Annotated in this window: 20 protein-coding genes and 1 tRNA gene; 5 read left to right on the top strand and 16 right to left on the bottom strand. The window is 31.7% G+C overall.

Going from position 1 to position 19248, the window contains the following annotated elements:
* Nucleotides 1-64: 64 nt before the first annotated feature.
* Together ACMT7R_RS07520 and ACMT7R_RS07515 are read right to left on the bottom strand one after the other, a co-directional pair.
* Complete coding sequence (locus tag ACMT7R_RS07520) at nucleotides 65-1123, bottom strand: PhoU domain-containing protein (protein WP_415311001.1); 1059 nt, start codon at nucleotides 1121-1123, stop codon at nucleotides 65-67.
* Nucleotides 1124-1781: 658 nt separating this feature from the next.
* Nucleotides 1782-2786, bottom strand: a complete 1005-nt coding sequence (locus ACMT7R_RS07515) for an MraY family glycosyltransferase (protein ID WP_415311000.1) — start codon at nucleotides 2784-2786, stop codon at nucleotides 1782-1784.
* A 287-nt stretch (nucleotides 2787-3073) separates the two neighbouring features.
* On the opposite strand from ACMT7R_RS07515, the gene ACMT7R_RS07510 reads away from it, so the two are divergent.
* Nucleotides 3074-4180 (top strand): hypothetical protein, encoded by a 1107-nt coding sequence (locus tag ACMT7R_RS07510; protein WP_415310999.1) that lies wholly within the window; start codon nucleotides 3074-3076, stop codon nucleotides 4178-4180.
* A gap of 45 nt (nucleotides 4181-4225) precedes the next feature.
* Here the strand turns inward: ACMT7R_RS07510 and ACMT7R_RS07505 are convergent, their stop codons facing one another.
* Nucleotides 4226-4456: an LSM domain-containing protein gene (locus tag ACMT7R_RS07505; protein WP_161486129.1), complete on the bottom strand. Its 231-nt coding sequence runs from the start codon at nucleotides 4454-4456 to the stop codon at nucleotides 4226-4228.
* 75 nt (nucleotides 4457-4531) lie between these two features.
* Nucleotides 4532-4849: a hypothetical protein gene (locus ACMT7R_RS07500; RefSeq protein WP_415310998.1), complete on the bottom strand. Its 318-nt coding sequence runs from the start codon at nucleotides 4847-4849 to the stop codon at nucleotides 4532-4534.
* A gap of 79 nt (nucleotides 4850-4928) precedes the next feature.
* Between ACMT7R_RS07500 and ACMT7R_RS07495 the strand changes: the two genes are divergently transcribed.
* Nucleotides 4929-5002, top strand: a tRNA-Thr gene (locus ACMT7R_RS07495).
* Nucleotides 5003-5023: 21 nt separating this feature from the next.
* Here ACMT7R_RS07495 and ACMT7R_RS07490 read toward each other — a convergent pair.
* From ACMT7R_RS07490 to ACMT7R_RS07470, 5 genes are all read right to left on the bottom strand, one after another.
* Nucleotides 5024-5407 (bottom strand): CopG family ribbon-helix-helix protein, encoded by a 384-nt coding sequence (locus ACMT7R_RS07490; protein WP_415310997.1) that lies wholly within the window; start codon nucleotides 5405-5407, stop codon nucleotides 5024-5026.
* Between the two features lie 66 nt (nucleotides 5408-5473).
* Nucleotides 5474-5707, bottom strand: a complete 234-nt coding sequence (locus ACMT7R_RS07485; protein WP_415310996.1) for a hypothetical protein — start codon at nucleotides 5705-5707, stop codon at nucleotides 5474-5476.
* Between the two features lie 105 nt (nucleotides 5708-5812).
* Nucleotides 5813-6088: a hypothetical protein gene (locus ACMT7R_RS07480; protein ID WP_415310995.1), complete on the bottom strand. Its 276-nt coding sequence runs from the start codon at nucleotides 6086-6088 to the stop codon at nucleotides 5813-5815.
* A gap of 250 nt (nucleotides 6089-6338) precedes the next feature.
* The gene (locus tag ACMT7R_RS07475) at nucleotides 6339-7181 is read right to left on the bottom strand and encodes a metal ABC transporter permease (RefSeq protein ID WP_415310994.1); all 843 of its coding nucleotides are present in this window, start codon (nucleotides 7179-7181) and stop codon (nucleotides 6339-6341) included.
* A 35-nt stretch (nucleotides 7182-7216) separates the two neighbouring features.
* On the bottom strand, nucleotides 7217-8125 hold the full coding sequence (locus ACMT7R_RS07470) for a metal ABC transporter substrate-binding protein (RefSeq protein WP_415310993.1): 909 nt from the start codon (nucleotides 8123-8125) through the stop codon (nucleotides 7217-7219).
* A gap of 342 nt (nucleotides 8126-8467) precedes the next feature.
* Here ACMT7R_RS07470 and ACMT7R_RS07465 point away from each other — a divergent pair, with 342 nt between their 5' ends.
* A complete protein-coding gene (locus tag ACMT7R_RS07465) occupies nucleotides 8468-10606 on the top strand; it encodes a DEAD/DEAH box helicase (protein ID WP_415310992.1) in 2139 nt (712 codons plus the stop codon).
* Between the two features lie 37 nt (nucleotides 10607-10643).
* Here ACMT7R_RS07465 and ACMT7R_RS07460 read toward each other — a convergent pair whose 3' ends face one another.
* The 5 genes from ACMT7R_RS07460 to ACMT7R_RS07440 all read right to left on the bottom strand — a co-directional run bounded on the left by ACMT7R_RS07460 (nucleotide 10644) and on the right by ACMT7R_RS07440 (nucleotide 14261).
* Nucleotides 10644-11384, bottom strand: a complete 741-nt coding sequence (locus tag ACMT7R_RS07460) for a VIT1/CCC1 transporter family protein (RefSeq protein ID WP_415310991.1) — start codon at nucleotides 11382-11384, stop codon at nucleotides 10644-10646.
* 349 nt (nucleotides 11385-11733) lie between these two features.
* A complete protein-coding gene (locus ACMT7R_RS07455) occupies nucleotides 11734-11901 on the bottom strand; it encodes an alpha/beta hydrolase fold domain-containing protein (RefSeq protein WP_415311657.1) in 168 nt (55 codons plus the stop codon).
* Nucleotides 11902-12187: 286 nt separating this feature from the next.
* Complete coding sequence (locus tag ACMT7R_RS07450; protein WP_415310990.1) at nucleotides 12188-12481, bottom strand: hypothetical protein; 294 nt, start codon at nucleotides 12479-12481, stop codon at nucleotides 12188-12190.
* Between the two features lie 145 nt (nucleotides 12482-12626).
* Nucleotides 12627-12914, bottom strand: coding sequence for a hypothetical protein (locus ACMT7R_RS07445; protein ID WP_415310989.1), 288 nt, complete (start codon nucleotides 12912-12914; stop codon nucleotides 12627-12629).
* A gap of 519 nt (nucleotides 12915-13433) precedes the next feature.
* Nucleotides 13434-14261, bottom strand: a complete 828-nt coding sequence (locus ACMT7R_RS07440) for a hypothetical protein (protein ID WP_415310988.1) — start codon at nucleotides 14259-14261, stop codon at nucleotides 13434-13436.
* Between the two features lie 28 nt (nucleotides 14262-14289).
* On the opposite strand from ACMT7R_RS07440, the gene ACMT7R_RS07435 reads away from it, so the two are divergent.
* The gene (locus ACMT7R_RS07435) at nucleotides 14290-14562 is read left to right on the top strand and encodes a hypothetical protein (protein ID WP_415310987.1); all 273 of its coding nucleotides are present in this window, start codon (nucleotides 14290-14292) and stop codon (nucleotides 14560-14562) included.
* Between the two features lie 218 nt (nucleotides 14563-14780).
* Here ACMT7R_RS07435 and ACMT7R_RS07430 read toward each other — a convergent pair whose 3' ends face one another.
* Together ACMT7R_RS07430 and ACMT7R_RS07425 are read right to left on the bottom strand one after the other, a co-directional pair.
* The gene (locus tag ACMT7R_RS07430) at nucleotides 14781-16439 is read right to left on the bottom strand and encodes a PQQ-dependent sugar dehydrogenase (protein WP_415310986.1); all 1659 of its coding nucleotides are present in this window, start codon (nucleotides 16437-16439) and stop codon (nucleotides 14781-14783) included.
* A gap of 214 nt (nucleotides 16440-16653) precedes the next feature.
* Complete coding sequence (locus ACMT7R_RS07425; protein ID WP_415310985.1) at nucleotides 16654-17010, bottom strand: winged helix-turn-helix transcriptional regulator; 357 nt, start codon at nucleotides 17008-17010, stop codon at nucleotides 16654-16656.
* Nucleotides 17011-17222: 212 nt separating this feature from the next.
* On the opposite strand from ACMT7R_RS07425, the gene ACMT7R_RS07420 reads away from it, so the two are divergent.
* Nucleotides 17223-18125, top strand: a complete 903-nt coding sequence (locus tag ACMT7R_RS07420) for a pirin family protein (RefSeq protein ID WP_415311656.1) — start codon at nucleotides 17223-17225, stop codon at nucleotides 18123-18125.
* Nucleotides 18126-19248: the final 1123 nt, after the last annotated feature.

Genomic DNA, 19248 nt, shown 5'->3' with positions numbered 1-19248 from the left:
TCACTGCAAACTATGTCTGAAAATAAATCTAATTTTACTTCAAAACAATATTTGATATATTTTGTTATTTTTTCTCAACTTTGATTATTTCACCAACCGTTTGATTCATAGCCGATTCTGCAATATCACTAGCATGTTCAACAGTTCGTCGGATATCTTCCAGGATCAGCTTTATCCCTGCGTTAATATCTTGCTCACCAACCGTTTTACTTTCTAAAGAATCCAAAAAGAGCATGATTTCTCTCTCCAAATTAAGAACGTTATCTGATTTGTCGGCAATTTTATCTGCCAGATTATAATCTCTTCTTAGAAAAGCTTCAACAGCAGAAGTTAGAACTTCTAATGCTAAATTACTCAATCTTTCTATTTTTTCCGTTATAGCGGAAGGGATCAAACTTTGAATTTCCATGGACTTTGAGGCAATTCTAGATGCATGATCAGCTACTCTTTCGATACTTTTTACCGTAACCCTGTAGCTCAGACAGTCTGAGGGATTCTTCAATCCAATTTCCTGCAGGATTCGTTCATTGTTAGTTGCCATAACCAAATTTCTCAATATATAGAGACTAAATCTATCTACCTCATCATCTGATCTAATTACTCCAATGGCAATATCAGAATTTTTTTCTTTTAATGCGACCAACGCGTCTCTATGCATTGAAGAAGCAATTAAGAACATCCTTCTCACAGCAGTATTTACCGATAATTCTGGTAATGTAAGTAATACTTGGATTGTAATGATATCAGAAGAATCAGCAATAATTTCCGTTCCTATAAGACTTCTTCTTACTACTTCCCTGACTGCTTCTCTTTGTATCGGCTGTATTCTTGCCGATTTTGCCTTTAGATTTATCAAATTACATCCTGATAAATATATGGAAACTATTTTCCTCTTAAGAGTATTAGGACCTTCATCTATCATTACATAAGTGCTAACCTCATTCGCCGAGTCTTGTAATCTTTTGTCCTGTTCTGGAGTTATGCATAAGGAATTATTCGAGCCTCTTGAGATAGATACATGATCGCCTGCTTTTAAGTTCATTTCCTCTATCCATTTTTTGGGGAGTGATAGAATATATGTAGATCTGCCTGTAAATTGAATTTTTCTAATATCTGAATTCAATTTATTCAATAATATGTCTAGTCATTTTAGATATATATAGATACTCTAATAACATGTTCAAATAATGTATTTCATATAGCACAGGTTTTTCTATATGATAATGAATGCCAGTATATACCAAGGAATAAAACTATATCATGCAAACAATCGATGAATTATATTATGCACATGCAAAATTATAAACTTGGCAGAAAATTCTGTCAGACATATAAATACGATTAAGGAATTGGAATCGCTTAAATACGAATATCAAATACGTTGTAGTCATTATAGACTAGAATATTCGTCAAAAGAGAATGTAATAACATGCTCAATATGTGGAAAAATTTGGAATTTTACAGAACAGAAAGGATTTTCTAATCCCATTCAAGTTTATAATGCAGAAGTAGATTAATTTTTCTCCCTATTAGTTATCTTTCTAAATAAATATATCTTCTTGAATTTATTCAGTATTAATATCAAGATCCCGACTATGATGACTGAAATAGTCGCCTGCAGAACGGAAGTTTGTAGAAGCAATAACGAATCATTTTCATTAGTTTGATATTTACTAATTGGAGCAATAATAAAAATAATAAAAAGACATGCACTCATTACCAGAATCCACATAAATAATATGAAAAATCTTAAATCTAAAAAATTCATGTTTACTTCTACTTTACTTCATGGTTATTAAGAATTGTATTAATATTGTTATTATTGCAAGAGATGTGGAAAAAATTGCTAATTTATATATTTTTATAACTATTTCTTTCTCTGAAAGTTTACCATCGAGTAGAATTAGCCTGACTAGAGTTATGGGTGCATTCTTCTCCTTTGACGCTTGCAGAGTAAAATCTTCGTTGAGTATGGTTGGTCTTGATTTAACCTCTCTATGTTCAACAATTTTCTTTACACTACTTAAAAATAAAAATGAGTTCATTATAGCAGGTAGCAGGGCAATTATGGCTATGATTTCAGATTTAGATGCAATTGCCAATGCCCCATACATTGCCCCCATAACTAGAGTGCCTGAATCTCCTGGAAATATTTTACTAGGATATTTATGAAAGAAATAAAATCCCAACAAAGCAGCCAAAAAGGGTAGTTCTAACATAAGAATTTCTAGATCTCCAAATAAAAAAGTACTAATTATAACTGGAAACATACTTATGATTAAAAATCCTGTTGCTACACCATTAAATACGTCAATAGAATTTACAGTATTTCCAGCTAATGGTATTGATATTAGTATCAAAGGAATATACAATATTGGAATATAGACACTCCCAAAGATCACATTTAATTCATTATCATATATATGAAAAAATATTAATGGTATGGAAGCTAAAATTAGTGCTCCTGGCTTAAACCATCCTGGCATTACCTTGAAATCATCAATAATCCCAATTATGAAAGCTATAGTTGTTGTGAGTAATATGCCAATTATCTCGATATTTCCTGTAATGAAAAATAATATAAGTTCTCCTATGAGAATGCTTAATAACAATATCGGTCCCGCAGGTCTTGGAACTTTTGGTTTATTTGGTTTATGATTGTCATTTACAACCTTTCCTTTAAGTTTTAGAAATATTATGAACCTTGGCATTATAGCTAAATTTATCAAAAATGCAATGATAGATGCAACAATGGTGCCTATTACTAGCTCTTCAAGATAAGGCAATAACAATTATTCTAATATTGATTATTTGTCTATATATAATATCGGTCTAGATAGTAAGATAAAGTTTAGCATAATTTTGTTTTTGTGGCGTTATGAATACGAATTTTATATGGGTTTATATAAGAACATGCATTTTGATGAACTAAAAATTCATATTTTATGTTGATCTGATCCGCATCTTCTATTCGTAAAAAAAATCTACTTTAATTATGTATAATAGATATATTATTAAGTCAATAATAGAAATCTAAAGTGCTCATTATAAAGTATGATTGTTTTATTTTTCTGTGCACATAGCAAATAAAATCAATCCTATTTTGGTGATGTTTTTATTGATATCATTTACAACTATATATGGTTCAGATTTTAATCTTTCATATGGACAAATTAGTTTGGTTCCAGATAATTCACTAATTGCTCAAACTGCTGATTGTATAACGAGTATGATGACTAGTGCTCTTATAGGTGTAAATTCTAATTGCACGGATAAGATAAGTAAGATAAATTCCACATATCCAGATAGTAATACCACTCCAGCCTCTTCTAGTTCTACTCCTTCTAATAATAATCCAGATAGTAATACCACTCCAGCCTCTTCTAGTTCTACTCCTTCTAATAATAATCCAGATAGTAATACCACTCCAGCCTCTTCTAGTTCTACTCCTTCTAATAATAATCCAGATAGTAATACCACTCCAGCCTCTTCTAGTTCTACTCCTTCTAATAATAATCATAATCCATACAATCTAAGTAAGAATAATCCATTTTATCATGAATTTCAAACCAAAAATAATACTACTAGTGACGATAGCATGTCTATATTTACATCCGATTCATCGAATCCAATTGATAGTAATTACGCTAGCACCTTTACATCTTCGCCTCAAGACAACCCATCCACCTTTATGAAATCACCGCCTCAAGACAACCCATCCACCTTTTCAGGATTACAACAACAAAGTATCAACCAACCAGTTTCTAATCCTTATTCATTTCAATCTTTACATACCACAATTAACAAATATCCCAATACTGTTCCTATCCCTGCTTCCACTCAGAGTGATGACATAGGGAACTCATTAGAAGGAAAGAATAAACACTCTAAAGAAATCTCTGAATGTTTCGATAGAGCCTTTAGCATAGACAATTACCTATCTGACTCCGAAATCATTGAATGTGCCAAAGATAGGGATAGTTTTTCTCAAAATAGCCTCAATAATTATGCTCTGAGTGACAAGATAGAGAATAATGATAACAAGGACAATGATGGGAAAACAGATAATAAACACTCTAAAGAAATCTCTGAATGTTTCGATAGAGCCTTTAGCATAGACAATTACCTATCTGACTCCGAAATCATTGAATGTGCCAAAGATAGGGATAGCTTTAAATAATTTTTATTATTGTTAAATTAAAATAACATGATCTCTATCGATTAATCAGTCAGTTGCAATAATGACAATGTTTTCACCTTTGATGAATATTTCTCCCATTTCTTGACTTTTGTCTCCTTCGAAAACTTCTGTAGCATTTTCCAATGTAAGATTCATATATTGGTCAAAACTTTTCAATTTTCCTTTGATAGTTCTCTTTCCCTTTAGTTTCAGGAGTATATCTTTATTTAAACTTCCCTGTAAAATATTGGTAGATTGATTATTAGGTGACGACAATAAAGTTAGATAATTTTTTTGATATTTAGGTTTAACTTTAGATACCTTTATTTGATTTTGTATTTGAGCAAAACGTCATACCCAAGACCATGGTTCGATATTACGCAATGAACATTGTTTTCTTATTATACTCTTTGAGCGCTCAATACACTCTTCCTCATTTAAATTACCTTTCCTTAAGTATTGCAAAAAAATTTCTTCATAAAGTTTTTTAGCTCTTTCTTCTGTAAATTCTTTGTAATTACCGTCCCTTTTATCTGCTTTATCATCACAACTACATTCAGTCTGTGATTTTTCATCAATTGAATTAGTCCCTTTTAAATCTTTATACTCTTCTTTGCAATCAATACAGTTCCAATCAAAAAAATTTTCATGTATGTTGCATCTAGTCACAGATTAAAAAAAATACATTATTATTTAACTTTTTAATAATTCTAATACTTAGAAATTACCAGTACGCTCATTCTTAAGTGCCATAGTAGCTCAGCCTGGCAGAGCGAAGGTTTCGTAAACCTTAGGCCGTGGGTTCAAATCCCACTTATGGCTTTCACACCATAAAAATAAACACTATGTTACCACTAATCTTACTTGGTCCATTTTTCTATTTCCTTGAAATTTTTTAGTAATATTTTTAATTTCTTTTGCATCTCCATAAAGAACAAATATTTCAAGGCATCTGTCCTTATCGATCTTATTGTGAATATGTGTATTGATTATCTTATCAAATCCATGTCGGATTTCACTGATTTCCTGATCAGACTTTTCATCATGTATTACTAGTAAAACCGAATGTAGAACTCCTGATAATTCATCAATTCTTTTCTCTTCGAGAAGTAGGTTTCTAACACTAGCCCTTACAATTTCTGATCTGCCTGAAAATCCCAGAAACTTCTGTAGCTTATCTAGTTCTTGGATTATATTTTCATTCAGTGAAATGCTTATGATTGGCAATGTTTTTATTAATTATGTTTTTGATAATATTTGTTTTCTTCAAGTTATGATGATATCTCTAATAATTCACCCTTCAATCATTTTTATTGACGTTTCTATTTCTCTAATACTCAAGTTCTTGAAGTTCAATGCTACGTTGTCAGCACGAAATATGACAATGTGAATGGAATTTAAAACTGTATGATCCTTGGATCCGCAATTTACACTGTAATAAACTTTGTCAACACTACTTGCATACCATCCACCATTATCCATTATCTCAAAAACCTTGAACCAATGCTTGGAATTTGAGCTATCCAAGTATGATTCCATTTTTATGGCTTAATCATTATAATATTATACATGACCATATTCCAATGGATTCATCTGTTTATCAATGAATCTGTTACTTTGAGTACCGACTTTTTACTTTGTATATCCTCCTATAAACCAGATTTCTTTTTTCCAGGATGTAGAACCATCTGGATATATTCCTGCATGGATGGAGTGATAATCCATGATACGGAAAATTTTCATTATATTCATTGGTCCTTGAATCCTGTCAACATAGGTTATAATGCTTTTGAAAGGATTGATAATCGAATCGAATCTAATATATCCTGTATCTTTAATATTTTTCCATTCTTTCAATCCATCGAATGTATCTACATTTATCCGTATTTTTTCATCTCTTATTTTCAACGATCCATAATCCTATTTTATTAATATAGGGTTAAAAGTAAAAGTTATCTCTGGATCATACTTGATTTAACATGTCAACAAACCATCCCCTACCGTACAATTTAACGAAGTAGATTTTTTCAATTCCAAGGCTGATCATTTATACCAATGGTGTTATTATTCTAATTTACTACATTTAGTCAAAAACCGTACTAGTTAAACTGGTAAATAATGATATCGGGTCATAGTATAATAAGTATAATAAGTAGTATCAAGAATTCGTTACCTTTCCTAATGACCTGTTCTTTATCTTTGACGTTAACAGTTTTAATATATTTACCCCAAAGAATATTGCTGCAGCTACTATTACTATCATGCCACTGGGTGTAATATTCCATTCATAAGCCAATATTATTCCTACTATTACGGATGACAGTGAGAAGCATATGGATAATATTATAGTTTTTCTAAATCCGTATCCTAGTAGCAATGAAGAAACATTTGGGATAATTAAAAGTGATGAAACCATCAAAACTCCTATCAATCGAATTGATATTACTATTGCAACAGTGGCCAAGATAATAAATAAGATGTTTAATACAGTTGTATTAATTCCATTCACTATTGCTTGTTCCTCGTTAAATACAAGATATATCAATTTTTTATAAAAAAAGATCACAAATGCTATAACAATTAAACTAAGAATCAATGTGGTAATTGTTTCATCGATACTAACTAAAAGTATGCTTCCAAAAAGATAACTTGTGATATCGATTGAAAAACCTCCTGACAAACTGATTAGTACCAATCCCATAGCTAATCCTAAGGATAGTAAGACAGAGATTGATGAATCAGCATAAATTCTCTTATTAGAATTCAATTTTATAATTGACAGTCCTCCAATTATTGAGACAATCAACGATATCCAAATAGGGTTTGATTTTAAGAATAGCCCTAATGCGATTCCACCAAAGGCAACATGAGACATTGCGTCGCCAAATAAGGAAAATCTCTTCAATATTAGAAACAATCCAATTAAAGAACAACTAATAGCTATTGCTATGCCAGATAGCATGGCACGTTGCATAAATTCGAATTGAAATACTTCAAACATGTATATTCTTTAATTCATGCTGCTTTTCTAAGCATCTATTTTTTACACTCTAGGGCGATTTTTAGATTGTTTAGATTATCGTACATTTTTGAGAAATAATCTTCTTTTAAATCGTGTTCTTCCTGTGTAATCATTTCAATTGGATTTAATATCAAAACTTTTCCTCTTATTTCATTAGCTATGGTATTCGACAGTCTGGGTTCAATATTATCTTCTGAAAATATAGTAGTTATGTGTAGTTGTTTTGCTAGTTTTATGGATTCCGTTAGCTTTTGGGGATTGACATCCATCTCAGGTGACATACCACCAATTACATGTTGTGTTAATCCATATCTTTTTGCAAAATAACCAAAAGCATCGTGAAATGCGATAAAGTCATTCAATACACAATCAGTGAAATTATTCTTAATATCAGAATTGAGCAGTTCGAGGCTATCATCAAATTGTTTTAAATTGTTTTGATAATATTCTGTATTGTCTGGATCAAGCGAGACCAACTTATTATAAATTTCTTCTGCCATAGACTCTACCAATATCGGATCAAGCCAAAAATGTGGATTGGGACTAGAGTTTATTTTTTCTATTGTTATGTTGCTGCTTAAATCTACGATATTAGAATTTGTTATATCGTTTATCCAAGTTTCAAAACCAGCACCATTAATAAAAATTAAATCTGCATTCTGTAACTCGATTATTTGTTTAGGAGTAGGTTCAAAATCATGAGGCTCTACCCCATTTGGTACTATTGTTGAAACGTCAACTTTGTCCATCCCTATCTTCTTAACAAAATCATATATTGGGTAAAATGATGCAAAAATTCTTAGACCGGTATTACCCGAAGAAGTTGATTTCAAATTATTAGGATCAGAAACAGGAACACCATTATTATTCGATGAATTAGAAGTCGCAGCAGAATCTTGAATAAATAGAGATATAATAGTCATAGCTAAAATGGCAAAACAAATAGAGAATAAATATCCACAACCATCTTGCATATCACATAAATACAATTATTAATAATATAAAGTTTTCTTATTAATTATTAATAATTTTAAGAGTCAATTATAATAAAATAACCTTGGTTGTATAAGCTCGATTATTATATTTTGATATCTGTTCGAATCACAGGAAATATGATCGATCAGTAATCAGAATAATCATATCATCTATTTTCAAATATCTATATTCTATTTATCTTCTTTCGTATTCAAATGTGCTTACAGGTTTCTTTTTGAATCAATGAAAGAATTTAATATGTAGTAATGTAACATAATTGTAATTTATATATGCAATGGAAGTTGAGTGACGACAGGATTTCAGCTTACCTTTCATTTCTTGGATATAATTCTCTATATCCTCCTCAACAATTGGCAATTGATAATGGGTTGTTGGATCATTCTAGCATGGTGATCACCACTCCTACAGCAAGCGGGAAAACGCTAATTGCCGCATTAGCTGCAATTAAGGCGCTAGAAAAAAATAAAAAAATAGTGTATCTCACACCATTAAGGGCTTTAGCATATGAAAAATATCTGGACTTTGCTTCTATAGATAGATCTGGTATATTTACCAAAAAGATAAGAGTAAGAATTAGTACTGGCGATTTTAACACCTCAAATACAGATCTAAGTTCTTCCGATATCATAATTATGACCAATGAAAAAATCGACTCAATACTTAGACAGAATGCTCCATGGCTTGCCAATGTGGGGTTGTTTATTTCTGATGAAATTCATCTTATTGGTGATCAAGATAGAGGACCAGTCTTAGAAATGGTATTGACAAAAATAAAGAAATACTATCCATCCACTCAAATCCTTGGTTTGAGTGCTACAATTACTAATGCTGCTGAAATTGCCACATGGCTCAAATCAAAATTAGTTGAAAGTTCTTGGAGACCAACTAAATTAATAGAAGGAGTATATTCAGATGGAACAATATATTACAATAACGATTCTCAATTCAATATTTCTGAATCGGGTAAAGATACCGCGTCTATGACCATCGATCTGATAATGGATTCTTTAAAAAATAGAGGACAAAATCTTGTTTTCGTTGAAACAAGAAAACGAGCTGTTTCACTTGCTAAGAAAGTTTCAGATTTTGTTTTCAAAACATTGTCACCAAACGAAAAGAATAATGCTTTAAAAGTCTCTAAACAAATTTTGGAAGAGGGTGATGACACTGATTTGACAAAAAATTTATCAAAACTAATATCTTGTGGAATAGGATTTCATCATGCTGGATTAAGTCTAACTAGTAGAGGAGTTGTAGAGGAAGCATTTAAGAATGGAATAATAAAATCTTTATTTGCTACGCCTACGTTGGCTGCAGGAGTAAATCTTCCTGCACGCAGAGTTATTATAACAAATGTTACCAGATATGATTTTGTATACGGTGCCTCAGTGCCCATAAGTATACTTGAATATAAACAACTTTGTGGTCGAGCAGGGAGACCAAAGTATGATACATATGGAGAATCCATAATCATTTCAGATTCACGGACATCATATGAGGAATTATATGACCATTATATTTTGGGAATTCCTGAACCTTTGTCATCAAATCTTGGAAATATTACATCTATCAAAATACATTTACTCGGAGTAATTGCTTCGTTTCATGGAATTAATTTAGACGATATCTATGATTTATTCTCTAAAACATTTTATTCTTTTCAGGATAAAAATAATTCCTCCCTTTTTGATAGAATAGATTCATCACTGGATTATTTTATAGACGAAAATTTAATTCAGTTGAAAAATAATACTTATCAGGTAACTGCGTTTGGAAAATTAGTTTCGAATTTGTATCTTAACCCTGAAACTGCTGTATCATTTAGAAACATCATTAATGACATAAAGCCGAAATCTGTCAATACAACCAATGTATTTGGCTTTCTCCATGTAATTACTACTTGTCCTGATTTTTATCCTAAATTTTCCTTTAGAAAACAAGATCTTGAAGAATTCAGTTTTTTATTTTATAACAATTATGATGAATTTTTTACGGATGTAGATATAATGGACTGCTCCCGAAGTCTTTGGACTTTATATGAATGGATCAATGAATCAACTGAAAAAAGGATTAATGAAAGAGTTGGGGTAGAACCAGGTGATATTCACAGAATAGTCGAAGTATCTCAATGGCTAATCGTATGTTTATTTGAAATTTCTAAATTGCTTAATAGGAATGATCTATTGCCAATTATTTTTTCACTGGAAAATAGAATTAAACATGGGGTAAAAGGAGATCTTGTTCCCCTAGTTCAGATCAAAGACATAGGCAGAGCTCGAGCACGATCCCTTTATAACGCTGGGATTCATGTTCCTAACGACTTGCTTTCTATCTCAGAATCTGAACTTGCATCGATCCCAAAAATAGGTCTGAAGCTAGCCAAAAAGTTGAAAAAAAGATATGTATAGTACATTTTAAAATATTCAATTTTTATGAAATGTAAGATCATTCAAAATTGACTACTCCTAGATTATTCATTTCAGATCCTATCCCATAGCCGAGTAACGCAATACCTGTTCCCAATAGTGACATTTCTAATCCCCCTTTTATCCAGCTTTTTTCTGCCAACTTGCCCTTGATCGCACCTATTATAAAAGATGAAGTCAAACTAATCGAAATTGCCACCATTAAAGCTGTAAAGTTATCAATCAAACTAGTTTTAACCACAAAGTATGGTAATATCGGTAATACTCCACCAATCAAAAATGATATAAACATGACTATTGCGCCTTTGAGTGGATTGCCTATGATATCTAGATTTAGACCCAGTTCTTCCGTTAACATGGTCTTTAACCATACTTTCTTATTTGAGGTAATTCTATTTACCACCATATTCAATTCCTCTCCACTAAAACCCTTATCCCTGTATATTTTTTCAATTTCTTTTCTTTCATCTTCTGGCTTGTTTTCAATTTCGTATTCCTCTCTCTTAATTTCCGATTCTAAAATCTCTCTTTGTGATTTTACTGCGAGATAATTTTGTACAGCCATAGCCTTGGCACCAGTAAACATACCAATTATTGCTGCTAAAATTACGATGTCTACACCAACTGTCGCACCTCCAATTCCCGCAACTATTCCTAATGAAGTATTGACTCCATCACCAAAACCAAAAACGACATCTCTAATGTAATTACTTTCTTTAATATGAGGCTCAATATGATTATTACCAGATGCTTGATTCAATGTGGTTTGTTCTTACGTGTGGTTTAATATTTAAAGTTCGATCTCTTTGTCATCCTAATAAAGATATTCTCAAATACCTCCATATAATATCGCTCTATCTAATCAAAATGGTAATTGTAATTTAATGATCAAAACCTTGTGAATTTCCCATTGTAGTTAGAATATAGAAATTGAAATTATCTTTATTCATTTCATGGTATTTTTCTTAACCTGAGGAATGCTTGTTCAAGTATGCCTTTTACCGCCGAAGTTTTCTATACGTCATTTAGCGTTACAAAATCATGAAAAGATTTATGGCATCTACAAACAGTAACAAGTAATCATGTACTCATTAATTATGCGCCATAACTTATCCTTCATCTCTTGAGATATCAAACTCGTCTGAAATTATAAATACGCGAGGTAAATTACTAAGCTGTTCTATCGAAGCTAATAATGGTGAAACTGTTAATTTTCCTAGATCTGTGTCGTTTGAAACATAACTGTCCCAAAACCATTTTGATAATCTTGATAAGATTATGTATCAGAAATTGCTTTTGTTATTGAAAATACCTAGACTTGATAGAGGATTTTAGGTCTCATGTATTTTAGCCAAGCATAGTAACGATAGTTACCAATTTGCCTCCGACACTATCTCCAACAATGGCTACTCATATAGGATCCAAACTAGGTGAATTTGAGTATTCTAAAACTCATTTCAATGAATCACAAGCTTCTTTCAAAGCTGTAGGATATTTTGGCTCAGGAGACTTACTGTAGTTAACAAATACTATTGTCATTAACAGAATTAGATAATTCCCTTATTAGTTTATCATGAGGTCTATCCCGCCAAGTACCCAACCACCGTTATGAAAATGCATCACTATAAGAAGATTCTTATCCGTACTATCAGCGGGTCTCACGATCCTTATGGATATGTTTTTCCTATTCCTATCATAAACAATAAAATCCTGTATGTCGACTGGTGGCATTGTTGCAGCCACTTGGCCCGAATGAAGATTTGATAATACACATCGGTCCCATTGGGCGACATTTAATAAAGGAAAGAACTGAAATTCTTCTATTTCTTTTCTAAAAATGCTCTGTTTCTTTTTCAATCTGAAAAATCATAGGCCATTATAATATTGATCTGTAGATAAATGTTATAATTTAATATTATAAAGCTTCGTCATATGCATGGCCTATATCAAACAAAATACACTATTATCTGAGATATGATTTCAAAATAAGAATTCCTAAAATTTAAATGGCTTTTGGACGAATTACTCCAAAAATTTTTAAGCTTAAATAGCATGAAAATATATTTTCTTGGAGTTTGTGATATTCTTTATTGGCATAGTCTTTTTCTACATTTAAATATGGAATTATTTTTTCTTTTAGATCCATTGCAGCGTTAAAAACCTCATTTTTATCCTCTTTGATACTTCTTGAGTAATCAAACTCAATTCTGTCTTCTAATAGGTCCTTGATAAAATTATTAATCGAATTTTCTCTGATTATTGAATAATTAAACTTGGTCGATTCGCTCATTAATTGAATTTATCTCAATGGTAAATAAGATTATTGATCTTTATTTTTTTTAGAAATAATAAAATTAAAAATAAATTATTCGATTTTTGGACCGGTGCCTGTCTATGAGGTCAATGTTGCAACTAAGCGAAGATAAAATTTTGAGTTTAAGATGAGGTGAAAGACAACGCCACTATTATTCTATCTTACTGCTTAACAACAATGAATTTTTCAACTTGGGGAAGTTTGCTCTCTCATTTTTTGAATAAAAGGTTAATCTTAACTATGTACTATACAAAAAAATAACTAGGATCGTTTAGATATAAATAACTAAACAGAGTAGAGTAAAAAAATTAGTCGTTTTACTCCTGCATTAACCAATAATGAGATTTCTATTTTTGGATCAATATGGTAATACGATTCCAAGGAGATATTTGATTTTGAATATCAGAACTAGAATATCAACTAAGAGTAATCTGAATATATTTAGCTGTTGAATTGGCAGTTAATTGAATCAATATAAGGCTAATTCCAAAATATTCATAAATTAAAAGCGAACGATTTAAATGACGAAGGTCTGGTATCTATATTGTCTGTTCGAGCTATAACATATCCAGACCCTTGATTTACTGTTTCTATGAAACCCTTTTCATTATCAATCTCTTCTTGATCTTTTAATTTTGTAAGATTACTTAATGACCAATATGGAACATCCGTACCTGAACCATTATCAACGAATGTTTCAATCATTCGTGTATTTTTATCAGTTAAGAATGTTCTTACTTTTAATTCTACATCTTCTCTGTTTGTTAAATTATTTATGAATTTGGGATTACCATTATGATCTAATTGATGGAAGATAAAACCATCGAGGGCAAACTCCTTTATGGTGTTGTAATCATATTTTATATATTTACCATTATCTCTGTATTCTAAGAGATTCGGGTTGCTGCTACCAGAAACGTCAAATAACACTCCAAAGTCCCTTTCTTCGTCATTCTCGTTACTTCCATGACGTCCAGTATTAAATTGAAGTGCTATGTATGTCTCATTATCAAATTTGTCTTTAGGTTCTTCAAAATATTCATGTATATTTCCCTGCCACGCTATTTCCTGATTTTTTGCAGCGGACATGTTGGGATTTCCTTTCAAATCCTCTCTTACAATCTCTAATCGTGGCGAATTAATATCATTGCTATCACCCTGTGTATGTTTTTCAAAGTCCATAGTTACTCTAAATTTATTGTTTATATTAGTAGGATCGATTATATCCAATGAATATTGTTGATCAAATTTTGTATCTGCTAATAAATGACCATCTTCGCCAAAATTAGATAATTTTAGTTGATTTTCGTCAATATTATCCAATTCACATGGTATTTTCGATTTAGTTCCATTGTATTCTGAACAAGAAATCGAATCTGAGATATTAAGGATTTTACAGATCCCTCTATTGTCATCCGATTATATGCTATTTGGTTGTAATTCAGAAGGGGTTGATGAATTCAAATTAACATTTTTAGAGCGAATCTCATTTGGAATGCAATTAGATACTTTTGTAGTATTGATCAAAACAGATGGATTTTTTGTTGTTGTAGGCGACGATTTATTGATGATACTAACTACTTCCTTGATTTCATATTCAGTCACGAAAGAAAAAAGTATATAAAAAGTGATAATAAGTAAGATAAAATTCGAAATTAATGATATTGATAATCTCACAATAACAGTTAATTTTTAATTATATGTATATGATAAATTCGTTAGATAAACAATTCACAGTAAACCCTGTTATTGATTTTTCCTTATTGCTTTGAGATATGGGAGAAATGTAATATGATCCCTGTCACTAATAGCATCGTATGTATCTGAAAATAGGTGCATATCTCATTCAACTACTACCTCGCCAATCATCGAAGGATGATAAATACAATAATATTTGTAATCTCCCGGAGACTCAAATGTAAGGCTATACTTTTGATTAGCTATAATAGCGTTAGAATCGAATAAAGCTCCTTCATCAGGATCGTTATCTTGGCCTGAAGTCACTGTATGAGATACTGTATCTCCATTGTACCATGTTATAGTTTGCCCTGAATCAATTCTTATTGGATCTGGAGAATAGGATTTACTGCCTTTGATCCCAGAAATAATAACCGGAACAGAATCAGTGCTTTGAGATTCATCGTGTTCCGATAAGTTTTGTTGATTTGTTGGAGCAATGCTTTCAGATAATGGTAATATTCGATAAATTGAACCTGTATAACTTAGTACATACAAATACCCGTCTGGACCTACTTGAAGATCGGTAATTCCGCCAAAACCCTGACCAAATATTAATGGTTGATTTTCAGTTGTTTCATCCACTTGGTTATCTGATAGTGCTTCAACATTTCCTACATATGTATCATTTATTAAAATATTATCCCGTGCTTCATTCAATGTGAATCGATATAATAAACCATTATTGATGTCTCCAGTAAACATATTATTTGCGTATTCCTTACCTAGCTTATCCGAATTTAGAAACTTCAATGCAGTGGGACCAATCGTAGTCACCCAAACAAATTTAGGATCACTATATTTACCATTTCCAAAATACACAAGTTCATCTTCTGAGGATATTCCTCGGTCTAGTAAATCTTGACTCAGATAGCCTTGAACCTGCGACCATCCTCCATTAAACCCAGGTACAATCAAATTGATTTCATCTGCAATGGTAGGTCCATTTTCGGTATCCCATAAATTCCCTGTTAAAGGATCAAAGTCCATTCCAAAGCTATTGCGTATACCCATTGCATAATATATATTAAGTGGTAAACCATCACCGAAAATCGGATTGTCCGAATCTACTATCCCACCATCTTGGGTGATTCTAAGAACACCTCCTAGTCCATTAGGTCCTGGGCCATCCATTATATTTTGGGCCTGAGTCCTATGTCCGCCTACTTCTCCAACCATAAAGTAAACATTGTTATCAGGACCTATCAAAATTTTGCCCCCGTTATGTTCCCCTCTAAAATTAATGGGAGTAGCGGTTAGATCTAACAACAAGAGTGGATTAATCAAATGACCGTCCACATACTCATAACGATAAAGTCTATTTCCAGATGGATCAACCTGATCGTCTACATCGCTCCCATCTTCGCCATTAGCTGATTCAGTATAAGATAAGAACACAAATAGCTTGCCGTCTACTTGCTTCGAGACCGCAATTCCTAATAAGCCACGTTCAATATCATTAGCTACAGGGACATCGAGTAGCGGTGTATCCTGAATATTTCCGTCCAGAACTCTTTTAACCAAACCAGTATTTTTTTCAGTAACTAATATATCATTATTAGCAATAAATGACATACTGGTTGGAAAATCCAAGCCTTCTGTTACTTTTTCAACCGTAAGTGCATCGTCATTTACAGTTGGACCTGTGGGTGATAGGGGAGCTTTTGCATATGCTCCATAAGAAAATTGAATATCATATGAATAAATTGAAGAAAGAATAATCAATACAAAAGTAAAAAAAGTCAATACTCTACGTTCATGCATGATTTTGTCAGCAATCAAGATCATTTTTATAAACTAATTAAGTTTATGAATAAATCTTAACAAAAATATATCTGCTATATTGGTTATAAGTTTTATATCATATCCTAATTAACAGAGATATGGTAAATTGATCCAGAACAATTTACTAAAAGAAGGATACTAACTATCTAAATTAGTTCTACTTTTCCTTTAATATGAATGAATGGTTTCTAAATTATGATTTAGACATTTGGGGAAAGGTTTTAGGTTCTTTTTTCTTTTCATGTGCATTCCATTTGACTATCCAATTACTCAATTGCTGTAAAATATTCTCCAAGTCCTTTGACCTGGGAGTTAAACTATATTCGACTCGAATTGGAATTTCTGAATAAATTCTCTTTGTTATTAGTCCTTCTTGTTCAAGCTCTAGCAATCTTTGTGACAAAACAGTACTACTAATTTCTGGTATCAGTCTTCTCAATTCATTAAATCTAACTGTTCCATTTGTACTCAAGTTCTTCAAAATGTGCAGTGACCATCTTTTCCCTAGAATCTGCCATATATCCACTACATCACATTTTTCTCCTTTCATATCAATTTCCTTTTTAAATATATGATGACATTTCCAATATAAAATTTTAAAAGATTATAATTGAATTTATGAAAAAGAATCATGATTTCAGAGTATTACGCCATACTTGAGTTGCCGCGATACTAATAACTAACTAAGTAATAAATTACTACTATCATTATATATTGGATTGAGTAAATAGTATTGTGAAAGGAATACAACAGCAAAGGACAATGGGTGATAATAACAGTCGTTCTATAGAGAGGATCATAAATAGTCTAAATACAACGGAAGGTGAAGGGTTTATCGTCAATAGATCTTTTCCTACTAGATCTCTTTCGTATGTTGATCCATTCTTGCTTTTGGATGAGATGGGTCCAATGGATTTCAAACCCGGTGAAGCAAAAGGGGCCCCAGACCATCCACATCGGGGTTTTGAGACGGTAACATATTTGCTAGAAGGAGTATTTGAACATAAGGATTCCTCAGGCCATTTCGGAAAACTAAAGCCGGGAGATGTTCAATGGATGACTGTGGGGTCAGGGATAATTCATTCTGAAATGCCAGAAGCTGAATTTAGAAAAAGTGGTGGTAGATTGCACGGATTTCAATTATGGGTGAATTTGCCTAAGAAGGATAAAATGATAAATCCATACTATCAAGATATTCCCTCTGAAAAAATACCAGTTGTCAAACTGCCTAACAACAGCGGGCAAGTGAAGGTAATTGCAGGCAGGGCATATAATGTTTCTTCAGTAGTTAATACTAAAATTCCTATTCAGTATCTGCACTTTAGTTTAAATCCAGGATCTCAAATTTCACATTTACTAGAAAGTAGCTATAGTGTTTTCGCTTATATTATTTCGGGTGAAGGGTTATTTGGAACGGATCACATACCTGGAAAACGAGGAAATGTAGTCCTTTTCAAACACGATGGAAATAGCATTGAAATCAAGTCGTCTTCAAATAATACCAAACCTTTACAATTCCTTCTGTTTGCAGGCAATCCACTCAATGAGCCGATAGCAAGATATGGGCCATTCGTTATGAATACCAAACAAGAAATATATCGAGCAATTGAAGACTATAGAAATGGCAAATTAGGAGTAATTAAACCTAAGGATATGATGAACTAAAAATACCAACCCTAATGCAAACACAGATCATGTCTATGATATCTTTCTAAGAATTGTAAAAACAAATATTTGGAATTCTTGAGAAAACATACAGGCTTTCATCCTTAAAACTAATTTATTACATATTTGAGATCATTAAATTGATAATCATGTGTCTGAGTATTTCATTTATCTTGTTGCTAATTTCTAGTTTCAAACTTTGAATCTGATCTATAGAAGCTTACTATCTAATATTTTATCTATAAGAATAGAATAGCACAATTTTCTTGATATTCAAGTATACTATTAGATTTGTAGCCAATGATGGTAAGAAAAGTTTGTTATCTTGGGGTTTCTACTATCAGTTGTAATTTTTAGTATGTGATAACTTAGTTCGAGGACATATTCGAATATCTAAATATTTTCGTTTTCGATAACTGAAGAATTTAACAGTTTAGCTTGGTAATTCAAATAATAAAGATAATAGATGTAAAACGCAACTAACATGTTTACAATAAAAATAAATCAATGATTCTTGCAGTAGCAATTATTTTATCTACTACTCTAAAATTTGCTAGTTCACTAAACTTGAATACTGGTATCCAAGATGCGTTTGCAAAGTTAAATCAAATAACTCTACCCAGGGATTATCATAATATCAATTTAGGACAATCTAAAGAAGTCTTTTCTGAAGATGGTGTTCTAAATCTTCTGGTAACAATGTTGCATTGTCATTTAACCTGAATGACGGTAACAATACAACGGCTCAACAATAGAAATTCAAAATCCTTTCTTGATATATAGTTCGTAAGACTCGTCTTATTTTTCATATCTTATTGTGAAAAAGATCGATTGAAATGAAGACATCAATATGACATCAAGGGGATCCATGATATACACTTGTATCATTAATGGCAACAAAGCCTATTAGACCTATTGAATTATTAGATATCGATCTGACATTCATAAACTAATAGTAATAAAGGCGTCATTTTAGGTACGGATAACCTACTCATGATCTTGTTATACCTGATTTCAAGAATTAGTGTGAATTTATGTCATGATTGTAGCCTTCCTTACTACTTCAAAGTTAACAAATAGTGTATTGTAACTTTGTTGGAATTTATTGAACGATTTTATTTAA

The sequence above is a fragment of the Candidatus Nitrosocosmicus sp. FF01 genome (genome assembly GCF_047711275.1).
In the GTDB taxonomy this organism is placed as follows: Archaea; Thermoproteota; Nitrososphaeria; order Nitrososphaerales; family Nitrososphaeraceae; genus Nitrosocosmicus.
This window is presented reverse-complemented; position numbering and strand designations above follow the sequence as displayed.